The sequence below is a fragment of the Anaerophaga thermohalophila str. Valhall genome (genome assembly GCF_000250735.1).
Taxonomy (GTDB): domain Bacteria; phylum Bacteroidota; class Bacteroidia; order Bacteroidales; family Marinilabiliaceae; genus Anaerophaga; species Anaerophaga thermohalophila_A.
Window position 1 is genome coordinate 1 of the sequence record NZ_AHZV01000208.1, and the last position, 20,320, is coordinate 20,320.

The 20,320-nt window shown below is 38.5% G+C and carries 25 protein-coding genes and 1 tRNA gene; 12 read left to right on the forward strand and 14 right to left on the reverse strand.

Features of this window, described 5'->3' with window-relative positions; genetic code table 11:
* Positions 1–48: 48 nt before the first annotated feature.
* Positions 49–726 (forward strand): DUF6904 family protein, encoded by a 678-nt coding sequence (locus OQ5_RS0111060; RefSeq protein ID WP_016777558.1) that lies wholly within the window; start codon positions 49–51, stop codon positions 724–726.
* Complete coding sequence (locus OQ5_RS0111065) at positions 720–1,508, forward strand: alpha/beta fold hydrolase (protein WP_016777559.1); 789 nt, start codon at positions 720–722, stop codon at positions 1,506–1,508. Before OQ5_RS0111060 ends, OQ5_RS0111065 begins: the two co-directional genes overlap by 7 nt.
* Positions 1,509–2,345: 837 nt before the next feature.
* Here OQ5_RS0111065 and OQ5_RS0111070 read toward each other — a convergent pair.
* The gene (locus OQ5_RS0111070; RefSeq protein ID WP_016777560.1) at positions 2,346–2,543 is read right to left on the reverse strand and encodes a hypothetical protein; all 198 of its coding nucleotides are present in this window, start codon (positions 2,541–2,543) and stop codon (positions 2,346–2,348) included.
* Between the two features lie 241 nt (positions 2,544–2,784).
* On the opposite strand from OQ5_RS0111070, the gene OQ5_RS0111075 reads away from it, so the two are divergent.
* From OQ5_RS0111075 to istB, 9 genes are all read left to right on the forward strand, one after another.
* On the forward strand, positions 2,785–3,528 hold the full coding sequence (locus OQ5_RS0111075) for a hypothetical protein (RefSeq protein WP_016777561.1): 744 nt from the start codon (positions 2,785–2,787) through the stop codon (positions 3,526–3,528).
* A complete protein-coding gene (locus tag OQ5_RS0111080) occupies positions 3,528–3,770 on the forward strand; it encodes a hypothetical protein (RefSeq protein WP_016777562.1) in 243 nt (80 codons plus the stop codon). The genes OQ5_RS0111075 and OQ5_RS0111080 overlap by 1 nt, the downstream gene beginning before the upstream one ends.
* 179 nt (positions 3,771–3,949) lie before the next feature.
* Positions 3,950–4,741, forward strand: a complete 792-nt coding sequence (locus OQ5_RS0111085) for a type IV toxin-antitoxin system AbiEi family antitoxin (RefSeq protein WP_016777563.1) — start codon at positions 3,950–3,952, stop codon at positions 4,739–4,741.
* Complete coding sequence (locus OQ5_RS20895) at positions 4,738–5,367, forward strand: nucleotidyl transferase AbiEii/AbiGii toxin family protein (RefSeq protein ID WP_218054526.1); 630 nt, start codon at positions 4,738–4,740, stop codon at positions 5,365–5,367. The genes OQ5_RS0111085 and OQ5_RS20895 overlap by 4 nt, the downstream gene beginning before the upstream one ends.
* Complete coding sequence (locus OQ5_RS23850; protein WP_218054528.1) at positions 5,352–5,537, forward strand: hypothetical protein; 186 nt, start codon at positions 5,352–5,354, stop codon at positions 5,535–5,537. The genes OQ5_RS20895 and OQ5_RS23850 overlap by 16 nt, the downstream gene beginning before the upstream one ends.
* Positions 5,538–5,840: 303 nt before the next feature.
* The gene (locus tag OQ5_RS23505) at positions 5,841–5,978 is read left to right on the forward strand and encodes a hypothetical protein (protein WP_176694078.1); all 138 of its coding nucleotides are present in this window, start codon (positions 5,841–5,843) and stop codon (positions 5,976–5,978) included.
* A 198-nt stretch (positions 5,979–6,176) separates the two neighbouring features.
* Entirely contained in the window at positions 6,177–6,395 is a 219-nt protein-coding gene (locus tag OQ5_RS23855; RefSeq protein ID WP_016777566.1) for a hypothetical protein, read from the forward strand.
* Between the two features lie 568 nt (positions 6,396–6,963).
* Complete coding sequence (istA, locus tag OQ5_RS0111110; RefSeq protein ID WP_016777567.1) at positions 6,964–8,532, forward strand: IS21 family transposase; 1,569 nt, start codon at positions 6,964–6,966, stop codon at positions 8,530–8,532.
* Positions 8,533–8,564: 32 nt separating this feature from the next.
* Entirely contained in the window at positions 8,565–9,290 is a 726-nt protein-coding gene (gene istB / locus OQ5_RS0111115) for an IS21-like element helper ATPase IstB (RefSeq protein WP_016777568.1), read from the forward strand.
* A gap of 152 nt (positions 9,291–9,442) precedes the next feature.
* Here the strand turns inward: istB and OQ5_RS23225 are convergent, their stop codons facing one another.
* From OQ5_RS23225 to OQ5_RS0111170, 9 genes are all read right to left on the reverse strand, one after another.
* Positions 9,443–9,652: a hypothetical protein gene (locus tag OQ5_RS23225; protein ID WP_141638876.1), complete on the reverse strand. Its 210-nt coding sequence runs from the start codon at positions 9,650–9,652 to the stop codon at positions 9,443–9,445.
* Between the two features lie 182 nt (positions 9,653–9,834).
* Entirely contained in the window at positions 9,835–11,358 is a 1,524-nt protein-coding gene (locus tag OQ5_RS0111130; protein ID WP_176694080.1) for a tetratricopeptide repeat protein, read from the reverse strand.
* Between the two features lie 20 nt (positions 11,359–11,378).
* Positions 11,379–11,978 carry a hypothetical protein gene (locus OQ5_RS0111135; protein WP_016777572.1) on the reverse strand — a complete coding sequence of 200 codons (600 nt, stop codon included), beginning with the start codon at positions 11,976–11,978 and terminating at the stop codon, positions 11,379–11,381.
* A 14-nt stretch (positions 11,979–11,992) separates the two neighbouring features.
* A complete protein-coding gene (locus OQ5_RS21975; protein ID WP_016777573.1) occupies positions 11,993–12,952 on the reverse strand; it encodes a hypothetical protein in 960 nt (319 codons plus the stop codon).
* 8 nt (positions 12,953–12,960) lie between these two features.
* Entirely contained in the window at positions 12,961–13,575 is a 615-nt protein-coding gene (locus OQ5_RS0111145; RefSeq protein WP_016777574.1) for a hypothetical protein, read from the reverse strand.
* A 39-nt stretch (positions 13,576–13,614) separates the two neighbouring features.
* The gene (locus tag OQ5_RS20905) at positions 13,615–14,403 is read right to left on the reverse strand and encodes a reverse transcriptase domain-containing protein (RefSeq protein WP_052308302.1); all 789 of its coding nucleotides are present in this window, start codon (positions 14,401–14,403) and stop codon (positions 13,615–13,617) included.
* Positions 14,366–14,749, reverse strand: coding sequence for a hypothetical protein (locus tag OQ5_RS21980; protein WP_141638877.1), 384 nt, complete (start codon positions 14,747–14,749; stop codon positions 14,366–14,368). Before OQ5_RS21980 ends, OQ5_RS20905 begins: the two co-directional genes overlap by 38 nt.
* A 253-nt stretch (positions 14,750–15,002) precedes the next feature.
* Complete coding sequence (locus tag OQ5_RS0111160) at positions 15,003–15,635, reverse strand: hypothetical protein (RefSeq protein ID WP_016777576.1); 633 nt, start codon at positions 15,633–15,635, stop codon at positions 15,003–15,005.
* A gap of 156 nt (positions 15,636–15,791) precedes the next feature.
* On the reverse strand, positions 15,792–16,493 hold the full coding sequence (locus tag OQ5_RS0111170; protein WP_016777578.1) for a hypothetical protein: 702 nt from the start codon (positions 16,491–16,493) through the stop codon (positions 15,792–15,794).
* 157 nt (positions 16,494–16,650) lie between these two features.
* Here OQ5_RS0111170 and OQ5_RS0111180 point away from each other — a divergent pair, with 157 nt between their 5' ends.
* Entirely contained in the window at positions 16,651–17,706 is a 1,056-nt protein-coding gene (locus OQ5_RS0111180) for a hypothetical protein (RefSeq protein ID WP_016777580.1), read from the forward strand.
* 312 nt (positions 17,707–18,018) lie between these two features.
* Here the strand turns inward: OQ5_RS0111180 and OQ5_RS22865 are convergent, their stop codons facing one another.
* The 4 genes from OQ5_RS22865 to OQ5_RS0111200 form a co-directional block, all read right to left on the reverse strand.
* The gene (locus OQ5_RS22865) at positions 18,019–18,546 is read right to left on the reverse strand and encodes an integrase core domain-containing protein (RefSeq protein WP_016777582.1); all 528 of its coding nucleotides are present in this window, start codon (positions 18,544–18,546) and stop codon (positions 18,019–18,021) included.
* 45 nt (positions 18,547–18,591) lie between these two features.
* The gene (locus OQ5_RS22870; RefSeq protein ID WP_016777583.1) at positions 18,592–19,095 is read right to left on the reverse strand and encodes an IS3 family transposase; all 504 of its coding nucleotides are present in this window, start codon (positions 19,093–19,095) and stop codon (positions 18,592–18,594) included.
* A gap of 17 nt (positions 19,096–19,112) precedes the next feature.
* On the reverse strand, positions 19,113–19,424 hold the full coding sequence (locus tag OQ5_RS0111195) for a transposase (protein ID WP_026055246.1): 312 nt from the start codon (positions 19,422–19,424) through the stop codon (positions 19,113–19,115).
* Between the two features lie 442 nt (positions 19,425–19,866).
* Positions 19,867–19,943 (reverse strand) — tRNA-Arg (locus OQ5_RS0111200).
* Positions 19,944–20,320: the final 377 nt, after the last annotated feature.

Here is a 20,320-nt window from a genome sequence, read left to right on the forward strand (position 1 = left end):
GACGAAAACTTATGAATAAAGCAGGTTTGTTTGAATTAAAAAATTTATATGCTACACATTACACCAACTCCCAGAGGAATCGGCATTAAGCTCTGGGGAACACACGAAGACCTTAATAGTTTTTACGAAGTTATTGGAAAATACTGGGGAGAAGAGAAAGATTTTAACCTCCATGGTTCTGAGAACCGGGACAAGCTTATCAGCAGTTTTTCTTACGAAGTCAGGAAGGCTTATGAAGGGCTGCGCCTGAAAAAGAAAAGTGACCATCCGGAAATTGAGGCAGTAGAGTATTTTGGGACTAAGATATCATGGGTACATATTTTATTTTTCCTTGCCGCACTAAAGTTTAACATGCGTTATTCCGAAACCACCAGGTTTGATATTGCCATGCTGCTTCAAGTTGAGTATTGGCTGGAAAAAGCGATGAAAGTGTATGACCCAACCGGAGCCCGAAAGCTGGCAGGGTTTATTGAAGGCGGAATATATGAAGCAAACGAATATATCTACCATTACATGAGAAGCATCAACATGGATTTCTTTATACTTGGAGGTGGGAAAAAGGCTTTCAGACAACTTCCCCGGTTGTTGAACAAAGCCGTTTTTTACACAGATGAGTATAATGCTTATCGTACCTTTCTCGAAAAGGAGGCCAAAAGACTTGGTTGTAATGTGAATGATATGGAAATTGATGATGATGAGGTCGATTACGAAGGTTTGAGATGGTAAAATCGGTAAGAAAGTATGGCAAACATCCCTTTCGAGTTGCGCTTTTGCATGGCGGCCCCGGCGCTTCAGGTGAAATGCAGCCTGTGGCGAAGGAACTGGGCAAAGATTTTGGAGTGCTTGAATTGCTTCAGACAAAGAAAACCATAACCGGTCAAATAGAAGAATTCCATAGGCAGTTGACTGAAAGCGCTGATCTGCCAGTTATTTTAATCGGTCATTCCTGGGGAGCATGGCTCGGCTTTTTATTCGCTAGCCGTTACCCTGAGTTTGTCAGCAAGTTAATTCTGATAGGAGCCGGGGCTTTCGAAAGCCAATACAACCATGATTTAATGAATATCCGTTTGAGCCGTCTCTCTGAACGAAACAGAAAAAAAGCAGAGAGACTGATTTACGAGATTGAATCAGGTAGTATTGACAAAGAAGTGCTGAAAGCATTTGGTCATTTAATGACCAGGGCTGACTCTTACGACTATGATAAGAATGTTCAGGACACAGTTGATTTGGATATGGAAATTTATCAGTCCGTTTGGCCTGAAGCTTCTAAGTTGAGAAATTCAAACGAATTGGTTCGTTTTGCTGATGGGATTCGATGCCCGGTGGTGGCGATTCATGGAGAATATGATTCGCATCCGGCTGACGGGGTTGAAAAACCGTTGTCGGAAAGACTTCCCCATTTTAAAATGATCCGTTTGGAAAAGTGTGGTCATGTGCCCTGGAAGGAAAGGCAAGCCACGAATAAATTCTTTCAAATTCTAAAGGAGGAAATAATGCAGAAACGATGATTCCAAGGAGGACTTCGTAAAGTTAGGAGAAAATCAAAATATGATCTTGGAATGGAACTTTGTGGTTTAATGGTTTTTGATGAATCCCCCAAAAACAAAAAGCTGTAAATCAAACGATTTACAGCTTTTTGTTTTTAGATGAATGTGGTGGTGTGATCCGGGCGGGATTCGAATATATCCAAATTATTTGCTGTAAATCAATTGATTGAGAATTGCTCCCATCATTTGTTCACCAATTTGTTCTCATTCATTTTGGTGTCTTTTGAGCGGATTTGACTCCCTTGAGTCTATTACAAATATAAAGAAATAAGAGAACTTTTTCAATTTCTTTTGTGTTTATTTGGTGCGTTTTGAGCCATATGAAGATGTTCGTTTGCTTTGTTTTTGTATCAAAACGCATCATTTAGGCACAAAATTTATTAAAAAAGAGGGTGAAAGGGAAAAACTGAGGCTGTTTTGATAATAGGTTAACGGCATTCCACATAAAAAATGGTCTGTTTTGTTTCTATTTGATACGTTTGAAGAGTGATTTCCGGGAAATGATACTGCGATTTTGTATCAAAAGGGGGCAAAAAGGCTCATTTTGTATGAACAACCGGTGAATTGCATGGGTTTGTATGCATTATTTCTCGGTCTTCAAAATATCATTTGATAAATTTTGGTCTTGTTTGTTGTATTTGAATAACGATGTAGAGCCTTAGAGTATCGAAAATGATGGGGTTGAAGAAATCGGAAGAGCAATTGGCACCAAGCTGGCATCAAGTTGGCATCAAGCTGGCACTAAGTTGGCATCAAGCTGGCACTAAGTTGGCATCTATCTCCGGAAAAACTTCTACATTAATCATTAATAAACTCCTTCACTTCTTCCGGTTCAAAGCCGGCAAATTCAGCAAATTCCTTGATGGTGACGAATTGGTGGGGTTCTTTCCCCAGGCGCCGGCGGATGTTGTCCAGGATCCGGTAGCCGGTTTTTTCGCTTTTGCCGGTGATGCGCTGAATGTCTTTGGCATATATGCATATGCGTTTGGTCTTCATTTTCCTTAAAATTTTTTGGTGGGTTTCTGATTAACAAAATGCAATTTTAATACTCCATCTATACTTTTGCTATACTGTTGATATACAGTTTACCTGCAAAATTGTTACTTTAAAAATAGAAAAAATAGTGACAAGTTCTGCCAGATATCTCATCTCTGGACAGATTTACCGTAAACATTTGAAATAAAGGGAAATGCGCTTTAGGTTTGGTGTTGTAATGATTCACTAAACCTAAATTTTTATGGCAAGACAAGAGAGTTTTTTGAAGTTGAAAGGCCGGGTCGGTGACCTGACTTTCTACAAGAGTGGGGGCGAATATCTCGCCCGCACCAAAGGCGGTGTGGATGGCGACCGCATCAAAACAGATCCGCGATTTGCCCGCACCAGGGAAAACGGACAGGAGTTTATCCGGGCCATTAAAGCCGGGAAACTGCTCAGGGACGCTTTCCGGGAACAGCTTTATCTGACGGCCGACAGGTGCATGAGTGGCCGGTTGACTTCCATATTTTCAAAGATCGTGAAAAGCGATGAGGAGTCGGCCCGGGGTGAACGCAATGTGATGGCCGGCGATGTTTCTTTGCTTTCCGGCTTTGAGTTTAATGAAGCATCCAACTTGAAGAACCTTTTCTTTGAGGATTTTGATGTCAGCCTGACGGAAGGCGTGGCCGATGTGACCATTTTGCCTTTCAATCCCCAAAACATCCGGAAACCTGATGGAGCCACCCATGCGCAGTTTGTAAGTGTGGCTGGTTTCTTTGACTTCAATGGACTGGAATCATCCGTGTCCATGGCCGAAGGGGAACCTTTTGAGCTGAATCAATCTGACCATCCCGAAGAGACCTTGACCACCGGCACGGTTGACACCATTGAAGGCGGTATCAGCGTTGTGATGCTGGGACTTTTGTTTTGGCAGGATGTAAATGGAGAACTCTACAAACTCAACAACGGGGCCAGAAATGCGCTCCGCGTGATCGCCGTTGAATAATGATGAATCCGGGGCACATAGATCGCAGCCAACAGGTTGGTTTTGTAGGCGGAACGCTGACGGGTGTTTTTACGAATATCACCATGACGGACGTGCTGGTGACCGTTATACTCTCAGCCATTGGTGCCCTGGTAAGTTTCCTGGTCTCCATGATGCTCAGGCGAATATTTAACGGCCGGAGGCGTGATTGCCCACCACCGGATTGGGATGATGAAAATACCACCAACGGGTGGGGTGTTTGATGTTTGAGAGGAAAGCTCTCCGGGATTTCCGGGGGGCTTTTTTTAGTTGGTGAGGTAATGAGCTGGTGAGCTTGCGAGTGGAACAGCTAATAAAAAACTTGAGGATGGTTGTAGTTTTCTGAAATATGTTTTAGATTGCATTTATCTACATTTGGCGTAGTATATTGCAAATAAAAATAATGATGGAACGAGGTCAACTTGAGCAAGTCATATACGACATCCGGGCATCCGGAAGGTATTCTTTTTCCTGGGATGATGTCAGAGAGAAAATGAATCTCTCAGATAAAGCTTTGAGGCAAGGCCTGTACCGGATGAAGCAGAAACGCCGAATTGCCCATGTTCGGAAGGGATTTTATGTCATTATTACACCCGAATATTCCAGTCATGGACAACTGCCACCCCATCTATTTTTAGACGACATGATGCAATGGTTAGGACGGCGGTACTATGTAGGATTGCTATCAGCCGCCGCATTATATGGAGCTGCTCATCAACAACCGATGAAATATTATGTGGTTATCGAACCCCCTGCCATGAGGAATATTCAAAAAGGTGATCTGTCAATTGATTTTTTTGTCAAAAAGATCTGGGGTGAAAAAGATGTGATTCAGAAAAAAACGGATGCGGGCTATCTGAATGTGTCCATTCCAGAAATTACCGCCTTGGATTTATTGACTTATGGAAGTTTTGGCATAAACCGGATTTATACCATTTTAGAAGAACTTTCAGAGGAAATGAAACAAAGCACGCTGACAAGAGTATCTCAAAATTTTCCTGTCAGTTCTGTTCAGCGGCTTGGCTATTTGCTAGACAAAGAACTTGGCAACAAAAAGCTTGTGCAGGGAATGCTGAAAGGGATCAAAGAGAGAGAAAAACATACCGTTTTATTGCAAAAAGAAGGAGTCCAACAAGGACATGAAGACAAGGATTGGCAAGTAATTAAAAATACGACCATAGAAAGTGATTTATGATACCACGCCGATATATTGATGAATGGCAGAAATATGCACCCTGGCCGGATGTGGCCCAGGTAGAACAAGACCTGATCATAGAAAGGGCACTTGTGGAACTGTTTTCTGATGATTTTCTGGCCGAACATCTGGCCTTTCGTGGAGGTACTGCCTTGCATAAGTTGTTTCTGAAGCCCCAGGTCAGGTATTCCGAAGACATAGACCTTGTGCAGGTCAAAGAAGGTCCCATTAAGCCCATTTTGCAGAAAATCCGCGAAAGAATGAAGTTTCTTGGGACCAGACGGAGTATTAAGCAAAATGAAAACAACAACACCATTCTTTATCGGTTTGAATCAGAAGTGCCCCCGGTCATTAACCTACGGTTGAAAATTGAAATCAATTGCAGGGAGCACCAATCTGTATTGGGAATTCAAAGAAAGAATTTTGAATCATCAAGCACCTGGTTTAAAGGAAGCAGTCTGATTTCCACATACGAAATAGAAGAATTGCTTGGGACAAAAGCCCGGGCATTGTATCAACGAAGAAAAGGGCGGGATTTGTTTGATCTATATTGGGCAGTGAGGCATGTCGACCCGGATTTAGAAAAAATAGGCTTCTGCTATAAAAATACATGGAATTTGTGGTAGAAAAAGTTCCAACTTCCAAACAGTTCCGTAACAACATTGAAGAAAAAATGATGAATCCGGAATTTTTAGGGGATATGGCCGGGATGGTCCGCTCAGGAACAGAATATGACCTCAATGAAGCTTATCAATGGTTCATGGAGAATATGTTGACTCATTTACATGATGCTTAAAACCTGAAAATGGGATTTCTGTTTTTCTTCTTTCCACAACAAATTCTAAAACAACAAAAGAAAAAAAGAAAAAAGAAAGCTTTTCTTCTGTGTGGCATTGGCCAGGGATGTCAAAAAGTGTCGTTTCATGCATAAAATATCGCACCAAGTATCACTGATTCCTATTTTTTCTTCATAATAAAAAACTTACGTAGCTATGGCTATGCTCGCTTTTTCTCATTGTGAAAAAATTAAAATCAGTTTCAACTTATGCGATATTTTATGCATAAAACGACACTGGTTTTTTCAAAAAATACGACCCGAATGGGTGGAGATTATTTTGAAAAACCCGAAGGGCTCGACCTTGACATACCCGGGCGGGTTGGCCTTGCGGGTGCCACACTATATTTGCGATCCTTTTTTATTTTTTCGGGTTTGAGGTATGGGATGGTTCTTGTCTGAAACAGCCAAATCTGGCAATATGAAGGGAATGTTTTGAGATAATAATAGGTTCGACTATGAACGAATGTTCCTCCCCGGGGTAATGATGACGCGGAAAGGGAAGCGGATGATTTAAAGAGTTTTGTGGGAAGGAAAAAGCTGGGGCGTGGATGAGGTGAACGGAACAAAGAAGGGTGGAATGGGAAAGGAATTGTTGTTTTGGTTAATAAGAACCTCATCAGGGTAAAAGTTTTTGTGGGTGAGGTTGTGAAGGGCACCAAAGGAACGCCGCTGCTGCGGGAAGCTGAGGCTTTGGTGGCGGCCGGACGGGCCATGCCGGAACGACGTCGTAGCGATAGCGAAGGCAAAGAGACGGCATGGATCCGGCAGGACGGCGGCATGGCCGCAAGCTTGTCGGGAATTATGAAAGGATGGTAGCTGCCCTTTTCCGCACCTTAACGGGTGGCGGGGAAAGAGGCCTTCAGGCGGTTCCGCTTTCGGGCTTTGAAGGGTTTTTTTGGTCGCGTCTACTAAACATAGTGGCCTTATAGGACAGCTGGGGAGGTTAGCTGATGAGATATGAGCTGATGAGCTGGAGATTTGATGGCAAATGAGTTTTGTGGGGAGGTTGAACGAAATCGGTGGGGATTCATTTTATCGGTTTTGTTGGATAAAACGGAGCATACCCACCCAAAAAACGGCTTAACCAAGGTCTGAAAAACGGTCAAAAAAGCGCCAAAAAACGGAGTATTGCCGTTCAAAAACGCTTAAAACGGCCAAAAATGGTTAAAAAAACGGAGCATTGCCACCCAATGATTCCCGGCTGGATGAAAAACGGATGAAAAACGGAGCATTGCCACCCATTTTAACTTTGTAACGACTTGGAATAAAATCCGAAACGGATTATGTCCCCCCAGTGAAGTCACTCTTCAAAAACGGAGCATTACCGTTCACTTTTTTGCCAGTATTTTTCTATGCATAAAACGTATAGAAAAAACTTAAAGTCATGGCAGGAAAGATAAAAGACATGAGTAACGTAAAACAAATGCTCCGGCTGCATCAAAATGGCGTTTCTAACCGCCAAATAGCCGCAGAACTTTCAGTAAATAAGGAAACGGTCAATCGTTACATAAAACGAGCCAAGTACGACCAATTATCCATTAAAGAATTGCTAAAACTGGATGATCCGGTTTTACAGCACCGTATGACTGGTGGCAATCCTGCCTATCCTGATGATCGCTTCGAAGTGCTAAAAGGAAAGCTTTCCTACTTCGAAGAAGAGTTAAAAAGGAAACACGTAACCCTTCAGACTCTTTGGGAAGAGTATATTGCGGAAAACCCCAATGGATACAGTCTAACACAGTTTCGGTATCATTACAGGCAACACACCAAAGCCAAACGAAAAAATCCCTCCTCGATTTTAAAGGATTTATATGTGCCAGGCGAAAAACTTTTCATCGATTTTGCCGGAGATACAATGGAATACATTGATATGGAAACCGGCGAAATTGTAAAAGTACAGGTATTTGTGGCTTGTATGCCTTTTACAGATTATGGCTTTGCGATAGCTGTTCCTTCGCAAAAGAGTGAAGATTTTATCCATGCACTTACCTCTTGTTTTCAGACGCTGGGAGGAGTACCTAAAATTATTGTAAGCGATAATCTAAAAGCAGCCGTAACCAAAACAGACCCTTATGAACCGCAAATCAACCGCATCATGGAGGACATGGCCAATCACTATGGTTGTGTGGTAATCCCGGCACGCCCAAGTAAACCAAAGGATAAAGGACTGGGGGAAAACCATGTAAAAATAGTCTATAACCGGGTGTACGCTCAACTACGCAACAGGAAATTCTTTTCTCTGGAAGAGCTTAATCATGCCATTGCTGAGAAAATGCTGGCTCATAATCGCAAGCGAATGCAACAATACCCATACACGCGTGAAGAGCATTTTTTAGCTACAGAAAAGGAGAAATTACAGCCGCTTCCAATAGATAAATTTGAAGTGCGACATTATGCCAATTTAAAAGTAGGTCTTAATGGATGTATATATTTGGGGCGTGACAAACACCACTACTCAGTGCCTTATATCCATATCGGCGAGCAAGCGCATGTCATCTACACTCGTAACCTGGTTAAAATTTATATTAAAGGCGAATGTGTTGCTAAGCATCCAAGGAATTACAAACAAGGAGGATATACCCTTCAAAAGAGCCACATGGCATCTAATACAATGGCCTACCGTGAACGCTCACCCCAGTATTACATCAACCGGGGCCGAAGTGTACTTCCCGAGCTTGGAGAGGTCATAGAATGTATGTTCTCAACGGCTAAAGTACCAGTAGAGACATTCTATAAAGGCTGTGACGGGTTACTAAAACTGCAACGCACCACTGACCCTAATCTGTTTAAAAAAGCCTGTGAAACTGCGCTTTTATACCAAAGGTTCCGTTACGGTTTTATTGACCGCCTGATAAAGTCCAAATGCAGGGGCGTTAGTGAGGTTAACACCCAACAACTACCACAAATTTTTCCTTCCCACAAGAATATCAGAGGCAAGAGTCATTTTGAATAAATCAGTAATAATCATTAAAAAAAACAAGTACAATGAATGAAATTGCAAATGAATTTAAAAGTTTAAGAATGCCGGGCATGGCCGGATGCTGGACATCGCTTCTGGAAACACGTAAAATCGATAGTCTGTCATTTTACGAAGGTATTCAAATGCTTCTGCAGGCAGAAAAAGACCAGCGCAAAGAAAACCGTAATACGCGCTTAATATCAGCCGCTCGCTTCCGCTACCAGGTGACCATTGAAGAACTTAATTTTGATGCGGCACGAGGCCTGGAACGTGGGAAAATAATGCAAATGGCCACTTGTGAGTATATAAAACAAGGGGCTCCCATCCTTATTTCCGGAGCCACAGGAACCGGCAAGAGCTGGTTGGGAACAGCACTTGGCTATCATGCATGCCTGATGGGCTTTAAAGTGGCCTATTTCAATATCCAAAAATTGTTTGAAAAAATTACCTTGCATCGGATAGAAGCCACATTACCAAGGTTCTTCGAAAAGATGGCTAAAATGGATTTGCTAATCATTGATGACTTTGGCGTAAAAGCAATGGATGGTCAACAACTTTTGGATTTTATGGAATTGATGGAGGACAGGCATGCCAGAAAAGCAACAATTATCATGAGCCAATTAGCCGTAGCAGACTGGTATGATGTAATGCTCTCAAACACCACAGCGGCTGATGCTATACTGGATAGAATAGTCCACACGGCATATCGCTTTGAATTAAAAGGGGATACAATGAGAAAACCAAACAAATAATATATTTTTGTATTTTCATGGCTGAATTAGAAAAAAAGTGAACGGATATGGCCGTTTTCAATGGGTGGGTATTAACCGTTTTTTCCAGTTTTGTTATAATTGAGGGTGGATCGGAGTCCACCAGACCTGCGAAGCTGCTCCTAAAGGGACCATTATGTTTTAGTAGTGATCGGGTGGTTTTCGGGCTGGCGCATTTTTTTTGCTTGCAGGGTCAGGCGGCTTTTTGCCAGATCTTCTGGCAATAGGCCGCAAGCAGGGTGGGGCAAAAAATGTGACAGCCCGAAAACCACGAAGGGTATGGCCGCGGGGAAGCCGGCAAAAGACCGTGCAAGCCCCGCATGGGTAGGAGAAAGTTTTTGCAAATATGATTGAATGTTTTTATGGAGACCCTCCTTCGCTAAAGCTACGAAGGGTAAAAGGGGCGGGGATTTTTGCCGGCTGGAGGAAAGCCCGAAAGCGGAACCGCCTGAAGGCCTCTTTATATGGGTTTTTGATTATTAATTTATGATAGCTTTGATTTGGGGGGTGTTGCTGGTTTAACAGGTTATTCACAAAATTTTTCTATTGCCTCAGAAGCATCAGGGTGTCCCAATTGCTTTGCTTTTTTCATGTCCTTACATGCTTTTTCTGAATAATTTAAAGCTTGATAGGCATATCCACGATAAAAGAAAGGCTTTGCTAAATGGGGATTAATTTCTATGGTTAAGGTGAGGTCGTCAATTGCACCCTCATATTTCTCCAATGCCAACCTAGAAATTCCTCTATACAAAAAAGTATGGTAGTTAAGTGTGCCCAAATCCATTGATTTGGTTAAATCGTCTACCGCCTTTTCGTGCTCATTGATCTCATGGTAAAGTTCTCCACGATAAAAAAAGGCTAATCCATTTTGGGAATTTATCTCAATAGCTTTAGTCAGGTCTTTTTCGGCTTTTTTATACTGCTTTTTTAATTTTCTCACATGTCCTTTTTCGGCATACGCATCAGCATATTGAGGATTGATTTTAATAGCTTTTTTAAAATCTGAGATGGCCTTCCGGTTTTCTCTAAGGGCTTTTTGGGCAATCCCTCTTCCATGATAGGCCATAGCAAAATCCTCCTTAAGTTGTATTGCCTCTGAAAAATCGATTATGGCACCAGAATAATCATTAGACTGATATTTGGCAAAGGCCCTGAAATAATACCAATTTCCTGCTTTGGGGGACAACTCTATAGCTTCTGAATAATCTTTGATGGCTCCTTCAAAATCTCCAATTCTTTCACGGGCCATGCCTTTCTCTATGTATATTTTAGCATCCTTTCTAATCCTAAGATATTTCGCATAATCCTGAATAGCTTCCTCATAATTTTGGAGTTTAGAATTGGCTTGGGCTCTTAAACGGTAAACTTCAATAGTAAAAGCAGGATCAATACTAATAGCCTTTGTAAAGTCTTTAACCGCCTGCTTGTAATTGGAAAGATCCATATAGGTTGTACCCCGGTTAAAGAAGGGCTGATAAATATTCGAATCAATCTTAATAGCACAGGTAAAGTCTTTAATCGCGTCATGCTTTCTCCCAAGAAAATCTTTTGAATTCCCCCGATGAACGTAAGGTTCAACAAAAGATGAATCTAATTCAATTGCTTTAGAAAAGTCTTTGATTGCCCTTAAATGCTTGTAAAGGTTTTGATAAACTACCCCCCTACGATAAAAACCTTTTTCACTTAAAGAATCCAATTCTATAACTTTGTTAAAACTTTCAAGAGCCTGGTCATACTGGTTTATATAAGAATATACTAAGCCTATGTTGAAATAAATCTTCGAAGATCTAAAGTTCAAATCAATTGCCCTTTTGTAATCCTGGATAGCCAAATTGTCTCTTTCCAGTGATGCATAACAGTTACCTCGATGAAAAAAAGCTTCTGCATATTCTGAATCTTGCTTTATAGCTTGAGAGTATTTTTCCAAAGCCATTTCATATTGGCCCTCGTCATAAAGGGAGACTCCTTTTTGAAAAAAATCCTCTGCCGTTTGAGCAGCAGCAGCTATATTTAAAAAAAATAAAGTTGTAAAAATGCCTATATATTTCATGGGAAGTGTAATTTTAAGGTTTAAAAGCCCCATATGCTAGTTTTTTCTTTTACTTCTCCGGTTTTCTCAGGCATTCCAAACTGGTCATTCTCATAAACGTCATAATTTCCATCATAACTTTCCTGAGTTTCGCCTGTTTTCTGAGGAATACCGTATTCATTATTTTCATAATAGTCGTTGCCTCCAAAGTTGTTTTGCTTAACTTCTCCGGTCTTTTGAGGAATACCAAACTGGCTATTTTCATATACATCCAGACTGCCATTGTAATTTTGTTTGGTTTCTCCAGTTTTTTGAGGAATGCCAAACTGGTTGTTTTGATAGTAGTCGTGTCCTCCGTGATTGTTTTGTTTTATCTCCCCTGTCTTCTGAGGAATGCCAAATTGATTGTTTTCGTAAACATCATAACTACCGTCATACGTTTGTCTGACTTCTCCGGTTTTTTGAGGGATTCCGTATTCATTATTCTGGTAGATTTCATAATCAGTACCGGAATTGCTTTCCTCCTTTGATTGACTATTTGACTGCTCAGTTGTGTTCTGGAAGAAATTAAAATTATTTTGGCCACTTATTGTGGATAAAAAGAGGCTGAAAAGCAGGAGTAGTATTGAATGTTTTTTCATTTTTCACGTGATTTTTAAATTATTATATTGTCTTGAACTTTTATGGGACGCCAACGCCCCTTAAGCTTGTAGGAACCATCTATAAAAGGATACTCTTTGGTAGCTCTGTTGATTATATCTCCTTTAATAATCCTGGAAGCGTCTTTTTGTACTATTTCTATTTTGCCTCCACTCTTTAATTCATAAACTTTTAAGAAAAAGATCTTATTTATCCTACTATTAACTATTTCATAGACATGTCTATTGGTTGAAATGCGTGAATCTGGAACAGGCTTTCCCTTTAGGGTGATTTTTTTATTTAAATTCTCAAGTATAAGATTGGGGTCACCCCCAATTATTTCGAATGTTTGGTTATCAATACTGTCAATTAGATAATTTTCTTCAAAAGAAATAACTAAATCTCTTTCAATAATAATTGTATATTCTCTATCGCGAGATAAATAATTATTCTCAGTAACCGGAAGAGGCGTATAATCATTTGATCGAACTTCAGCTATTTTGCCAACGAAATCACCTATAAACTTTACACGGTGCCCATCCTGTATTTGAATAACCCCACCATTAAACAAAGGAATTTCCTTAATTTTAAGTTTTTGAGTTTTTAAAGAGTTAAGATAAGCAGGTACATTCAATGCATTAACTTCATTCTCATTGGCTAGAATAAAAAAATCTTCAGTACCATCTATATTTAAAATCACTAAATTTTCATCAACAAACTGTTCTTTCAGCAGAATTTTATCCTCAATGCGATCAATTAAAAGAGCTTTGGCTTCGGGAAAATAATCCCAAGTTGCCATTTTAACCTTTCCGTTTTTTGAAATAATAAGTTCATTGTTTCTTTTAAAAATCAATTTTTCAATTTCGTTATTAGCTCCAATTACTGCCCAAGGCTTTTCAATTAAAACTCCTTTTTTCTTTAGAGAGAGGCTTTTGGAGGCTAAAGAATTGGTGAAATATTTTATTAATTCATTCATAAATACATTTATTTTATTTCAAATACCTCCTCATATATTTTGGTATAAATATTTTCAATAGCATTTCGAACAACTTCTTCATCAAAGTCTAATTCCCTTTTTTTACTCATCACCTCATTTTCAAAAGCCATCCGAAAATCTCCCATTAAATTTAACGTTATTGTACCGACCATTGGGTTTTCAGAATTTTCTCTAATAGTTTTTAATGCCAGAGTTCTTAGTCCTTCTTCAAATTTGACAAGTACGTCATTAATATGACTACTACTTTCTTCTCCATAAAATTTTGGCGCTCCTCCTGTCAGCTTCAATTTTTCCGCCATTAAACGTTGTGCTTTTATTTCATTTCCGGCGGAATTGGCATCAGCAATCATTACGTCCAAAATTATATGATCTCTTTCTATACTTTTTAAGTAATTCCATTTTTTATCTATGAATGTAATGATCTGTTCTTTGCTGGTTGAAGAATTAAATCCAAGAGAACGAATTCCAATTAAATGAACTAAGTTTTCATCCATCTTATTTAGCGTTCCTAAAAGATGATCTTTCTTTTTATCGGAAGCCCTTTTTCCTGAAATCATTAAACCAATTATTATTGCAATAATAATAAAAATGACTGTCCCCATAATAAAATATTTTTAAGATTGTAAGCTATTAAATTTAGTTTAACCTGTATAAACATTGGAATTATTAATTAATTTTTTATACCTGAAATCTAATTTCTGATATGTTGAATCATTTTCTCCCTTAATCATCTTCAGAAAATCAAGCTTTCCTGACAAAACATCTATAAGGTTTGGTTCCCCCTTTTTATGATGGCCTTTTTCTTTTAAGTAATCCTTTTGAAACAGATAATTGGCTTTACCATAACCATATGTTTCCCAGTAATAGAGCCACATTCTTAATTGCTTGACGAATTTTTTCCGAACATTTGGTTTTTTATTGACAACAATTCCGGTAACCTCCTGCCGAACGTAAAAATTTTGTAATCGAACTTTTTCCTTATTGATAACGAAGTTTTGAGAGGTTATAATTTTTCTCATTTCCTTGTTAAATTCGCTATTCTTGTGGAATAAGTTATGTTGACTGCTGAAAGTGATGTCATCTGCGTACCGGGAATAAGATAAATCGAACCGTTTCGCAACAGCGGTTAAATAATAATCCAGTTTTTGGCATATAATATTGCTTAGAAATGGAGAAGTTGGAGCTCCCTGTGGCAAAACTTCTCTTCTTAATTCGATCCATTTCCCATTCTCGTCTTGGCGTTTCACCATCATTTCATGACAACACAGATCTGATATCAACGCCCCGATAGGATAACGATTTTTCTCCCAGCTAAGATTAAAAGGCGGATATCTCAGCCGAGCTTTAATTCTTGCTTTGTCAATACTTGGGAAAAAATCTTTCAGATCAACATTAAACACAAATTTTTTTCCGTACGTGTTTTTCAGCATTATCTACAATTGATCTATCGGGAACAAATCCTGTAGCTGCTTCATGAACATCATAAACAGCGTTTAAAATGTCATTAAGGCAGACCTGAATGTATTTCAATTCTTTGTGGGGAGCGAATATTTGGCGGTTGCTGCCATTCTTCTTTTTTATTTCAAACCCATAATAACGATCAAAGCTGGAGTTATGCCTGGCCAAAAGTGATAATTGGGCTTTATTAAATGGTTCGATTCTGTCACCAAAAACGTACGCCCTAATTCTATTTAGCAAATGAATAAAATCTTCAACATTTCTTAGGTCATAAAATGCTTTTCGAATCTGGTTTTTATGCTCGTTATCAAATTTCATGGCAAATAAGTAGAAAAAAAGCACCCGACAATTATTGTTCTTTTCTTTAAGCTGATGTGAAACAGTGAGGGCGTGTATTAATATCCATTATTCCCGGCAAAGCCGGGCAACAACCGGTCTTAACCAATGAGATGGTTACAGTTGCCAAATATCAAAATCATCAATAATTCGGGTGCTTTTTTTAAATTACGTTACGTAAATAAAAAAAAATTGTTCGGAAAAATTATGTTTCTTGTTGAATAATTCCTTTTCATTAATTCAACCTAAACCTTTTAAACTCAATAAAATCAGATTGTATTCGCTCTAAAGAGCTTGGCAATAACTTTTTATCATAGAAAAGAGTATGAAACAGCTCAATAAATTCAAAGACATGCTTAAAATCCTCTCGATGAATATAAAGGTCTAAATCAGAAATAAAAGAAAAGAAGGGTTTCAATGGACATTCCTCTTCGGCAAATTTTTCATTTCCTTCAAAATCGGTGTACTCAATGGCAAAGAGCAAAAACTTATTGTTACCCAAGTACATATTCTTTCTAAGCCATTTCTCTACTTGTTCTTGAGAATCCTTTATGGTAGCGTAATGCTCCATTTCTTTGTTGAAGTATCCCTCATATTGCTGATAATTGTATATTTTCTCCAGCTCTTCATAGAATGAAAGAAAATTAAAATATACCTCAGGAAACATTTCCATGCGGGTACGGGGAATTTTGCTACCATTGGGCAGTATAAAGGATGACTTTTTAAAACTTTCATGGGCTTTCTTAATCTGTTGGTAAATACTTCTGTATTTATCCATCCATATTTTAACGGTATTAACAGAATGGATTTTACCATTGAGTTTTACCCAATAATTAATTGCATCGGTTGTGTAAGGTGTTAAATCCATTTTCAAAATTTTGAACTCCCATAAATATACCGGATTATGGTAGGGGATAAAACAAAGCTAAAAATAAAATACTTGAAAATTTTACCGGCCGGGAAGTTTTTTTTAGAATCCCAGTTTTTACCATCTTTGACAAATGAGGTTTCCCAGATATTCAGCTCAGAACAAAACACCTACATTTAAACTTATTGCCCCGGAATTTTCAAAAGTAGAGCGTCCGTAATATTCAAACTCTATTCTTTGCATTTCATAAGCCATACCTACATTCATAAACAGATCGTTTCCAACTTCAAAATCGACCCCTACAGAAGGATTGAACAGCAAGCCCAAACCTTCAAATCCCTCACTGGCTTCAAAAGAATATCCAATACCAATACCAATATTAGGCGAAAAGTTACGATCCATGAAATAGGTTCGGAAATCGGCAAAAAAAGGAACAACCATTGCATTATCAGCCTCAGAATAATACCGCAATCCGGTTCCTACGCCAAAGAAAAAGTGCGGGTTTAGTTGGTAGCCGTTAACAAAATTTACCATAATCCGATCTAATCCATAGTCCCCTACAGCGAATCCATAACCTACTTCAGCTATTCCTCTGTATCCATTTTTTAATCCTGATGATTCTCTTTTATTGGATTCCTGAATTGCTTCCTTTCTTATACGTTCCACTTCATCCATTTCATAAACAAAGACATTTTTGTCGGCTGTTTCAATTTTCAGGGTTCTATTTGGTACCTGCTCTACGATGATTCCCCGGATGATGCTGCCATCTTTTAGATAGATTACATCCTGATAAGAGTTCTGTGCAAGACTAATGGTTGAAAACAATGCTAAAAGGGTGAAAAGTAATGTGGTTTTCATTGTTGTTTTGTTTTAGTTAATAAATTTTGAGATTGTTTCAAAAATAAAATAACTTGGCGTGCACTTTCTGAAATTACAAGCTTGTAACTTTTAAGGGCAAGCTTGCTTTTCAGCAGATAATAATTTGATTTGCAAAAAAATAATGTAAAAAACAGCAATGAAAGAAATAACAAAAAAAACACTTGAAAAACATTTAGGAAGAAGAATACTCTATTTTGGCCCAAAGAAACATTCTGAGTGGGATGCTTTTCATAAAATGGATTCAGATGAGAGGTCTGGTTTACTGCCCACTTTTTCTCACAGTATTTACTTTGTTTATTCCTCATTTACACCCTCAAAAGAAAAATACTTTAGGAAGTTTTTGAGCTATAACTATCCTCTTGTTAAAAGTACCTTGAAAAGCCAGGTAAATAAAGTACTAATAAAAGACGAAGAACAAAGAGAAACCGGAATCCGCAAAATCTGGGGGATCGAAAAAATTGAAGAACCTTGCTTTGTGTTTCTGGATGATATAGGTCGACTTAAAATTGAATTTTGGGAAAAAGGTGAGTCTTTATTTGACGTACTTCACATCATAAAAAACCAATTTATTAGTGGGGAAAGAGAGCCACCGGTCTATCACCAGTTGGCCAAAAAACCAAAAACAGAAAAGGAAGAGAAGGAAGAAAGCTATAGCCAACAATTATATGAAATCAGCTGGTTTGTAAGAAAAAAACTCCAAAAATTCGGAAAGGAAGATGTCGTCAGAACATTTATTGAAATCCTTAAAGAAGAAGCGCTTGGTGAACAAGAGATGGCTTTATCACCCTTGCTGATAGATGAAAAATTTAATGTTCATTTACCTAATTACGAAACTTCTATAAAGCTCACCCCTCTCGAAAAAACGGCCTATTTTCTGTTTTTAAATCATCCAGAAGGCATTATGTTTTGTGACTTACCGGATTATCGTAATGAGGTGGCTGAAATTTACAAGCATGTTAATAATCGTTTGAGTTTAAGAAGCAACCAAAAGAGTATTGACAAACTGGTTGATCCGCTAAGCAATTCTATGAGTGAGAAGTTATCCAAAATTCGTAATTCTTTTCTTTTTCATCACAATGAATCCATTGTTGAGCCGTATGTTGTTAGTGGGAAACGAGGTGGTCCGAAGAAGGTTTCTATAAAGCGAGAACTGATAACCATTGAGAACGATGGTAAGTTTTGGAGAATATAGTATCCTTCATCATTTTTTCTATAAATTTTTAAATAAAATCTCTTTTGTAATTTTTGACAAAAGCACTAAGTTAGATTGTAATTTATTATTCATATTAACTTCATGATTAAACAATAATTTGAAAACTTTTGACAATGGCGGATGAGCTGAATTTTCCTTGTCAATAGTCATCATCTCAGCTCCCCATTTCTTGGTACAGAAAGTTTTCATACCATTAAAATCAAAATTAACATCATTGTGGTTTAGCCCCCTATAAATCGGACAATTTATTTTTAGGATTTAAAAGTAAGCATATTTCTTCATAATATTGCATCAGCAAGGGACGACCGAAGGTGACCTTTTTACCGATGGTTGTTTAGGTGTAACGGGCCCGTTCACCTTTTTATTTAAATCCGACGGCTCATCGAGAGCCGTCCGATTTAAGCAAGGGACTTCCCTCAGGCTCTCATTTCCCGATAGTTGGTAGTAAGGGATTTTAGAGAAAAACCGGACTTTTCGGTTTTTGTAAACTTTACGGATGATTAACCCTTTATCCCACATTTCCCAAAATAAACGGGGAGGCAGATTTGCAACAGAGCTATGCAACCGGATGTTGTTGTACTTTTCATAAAAAATTGTAAGTCGTTGTATTAGTTGCTCAATATCCCAAAAGTTATTGCTTCCAAGAGATCTTGATAAAATGCTGTGAAAACTTTCCACATGACCATTTTCCTGTGGGGTATAGGGATGAGTAAAAACCTGATTGAGATAATTATCTTTAAAAAAAGACTGGATAATTTTTGAGCCAAATTGTGGTCCGTTATCATTACGTATCTCTACATGTACACCCTTATTTAGCATATCAGCCGGCTGTAAATGATTAACGATTACTTGCTCCCATGCCTTTTAAACATCGTTGGATTTCATAGAGAAACCCACACGCCAATGTAAAACTGCACGTGTAAATGTATCTATAATAGTCAAAATAAAAGCATACCTCCGTGCCTGGGTGATCCAAATGTATTTGATATCCATTTCGATTACTTCTAAGGGGCCTTTAGTCGTTACAATTCGATATCTGGCATATGTTTTCGACTGTCGTTTATGTTTTGTTTTTAATAACTGAGCTTCCTTCATCAGGCGATATACTTTTTTATGGTTAATTAAATATCCTGGCAACATCAGTGCTGTTGCCATTTTTCTGTAGCCATAATCGGTGTCTGGGTCCGATTGTATATCCTTTATTTCATGGACTACATCAGCATTACTCTTGATAATCTTTTGGCATCCTTCCAGTTTTTCAGTTGTGCTGGTTGGTTTTCTGCCTGGGCGTTTGCCTTTAGATGTATAATAATATTGGTGTCTGGTGACCTCCGAAATTGATAATGCAACATCTCTGGGAAGTCCCAAGCCAATATACCTACATACTATTGCTTTTTTCTCGCCCAGGCATACTTCTTTTTTAGCAAATCATCTTTGAGCCGTCCTTCAAGTTCCTTCTCAGCTAAAATTTTTTTAAGCATTTCGTTTTCTTTTTCCAAACGCTTTATTTCTTTTAACTGAGCAGGGGTCATTCCATGTCGAAAGCCGGCTTCCCCCATGGTTTCAAACTTCTTTTTCCAACTATAATATGTAGCCGGATAAATCCCATGTTTCTCAAGGGTTGCGTTAACTCCTTGTTCTGTAGCTTCTTTTATTATTTGAAGCTTCTCTTCTTTTGTAAATTTTCTTTTTTTCATGTCTGGGTGCATAATTACTAATTTTTATTGATAATTATGTCAGACTTATTCGGGGGCTAATAAACAGTAAATTAAAGCGTTCGGGAAAATTTAAAAGGATAATTATTCAGGATCCTAAAGCCGATGAAAGTTTTATTTCCGAAACTTTTGGGATTCCAAAGAGTAAAATTCAAGTTGTTTCAGAAAGTATGGATCAATTTGTTATTCCAAATTACCATGAATTGCAAAGGAAAGTGCAGGTTATTTAATCTGGGTTTCATGAATAATGTACTACATAAGTCCATAAGATAGACACTACGAAATCCTCTCAATGGCGTTAATTTTATTGCTCATATTCTCCTGAAGGAAAATGAAACCTTGATTTTGATTTGGGGACTATGCGGGGAAGATGTTTGTTAAAAAAACCGCAATCCTTTAATAATAGAAGAATTGCGGTTTTACTTGGTGATCCGGGCGGGATTCGAACCCACGACCGACAGCTTAGAAGGCTGTTGCTCTATCCAGCTGAGCTACCGGACCATTTTAAAAATGCGGTGCAAAGATAGGAAAAAGTTGTTAAAGACCATGGCGCTTTTTCATTTTAAATGAGCATTTATCCCAACATAGATGTTCTTCCCCGCTGGTGTGGATTTGTAATCCGCATTAGCTGAGTTTGCCAGTTTTTGAATATAAACATATATCTTTGATTATCAATAGAGCGTTAGGGTGTTACCCCTGATATTCGTGTTTTATTTGGCAAAATTAATGCTCTGTCACCGCTCCGCGGTTAATTGTTACTGACTTTGTTGGTAATATTACCGCTCTGTTACCGCTCCGCGGTTTTAGTATTATCACAGTTAATAGCCGCGGAGCGGCGACAGAATGGTAGAATTATGTAATAAGAAAAACAAAAAGCT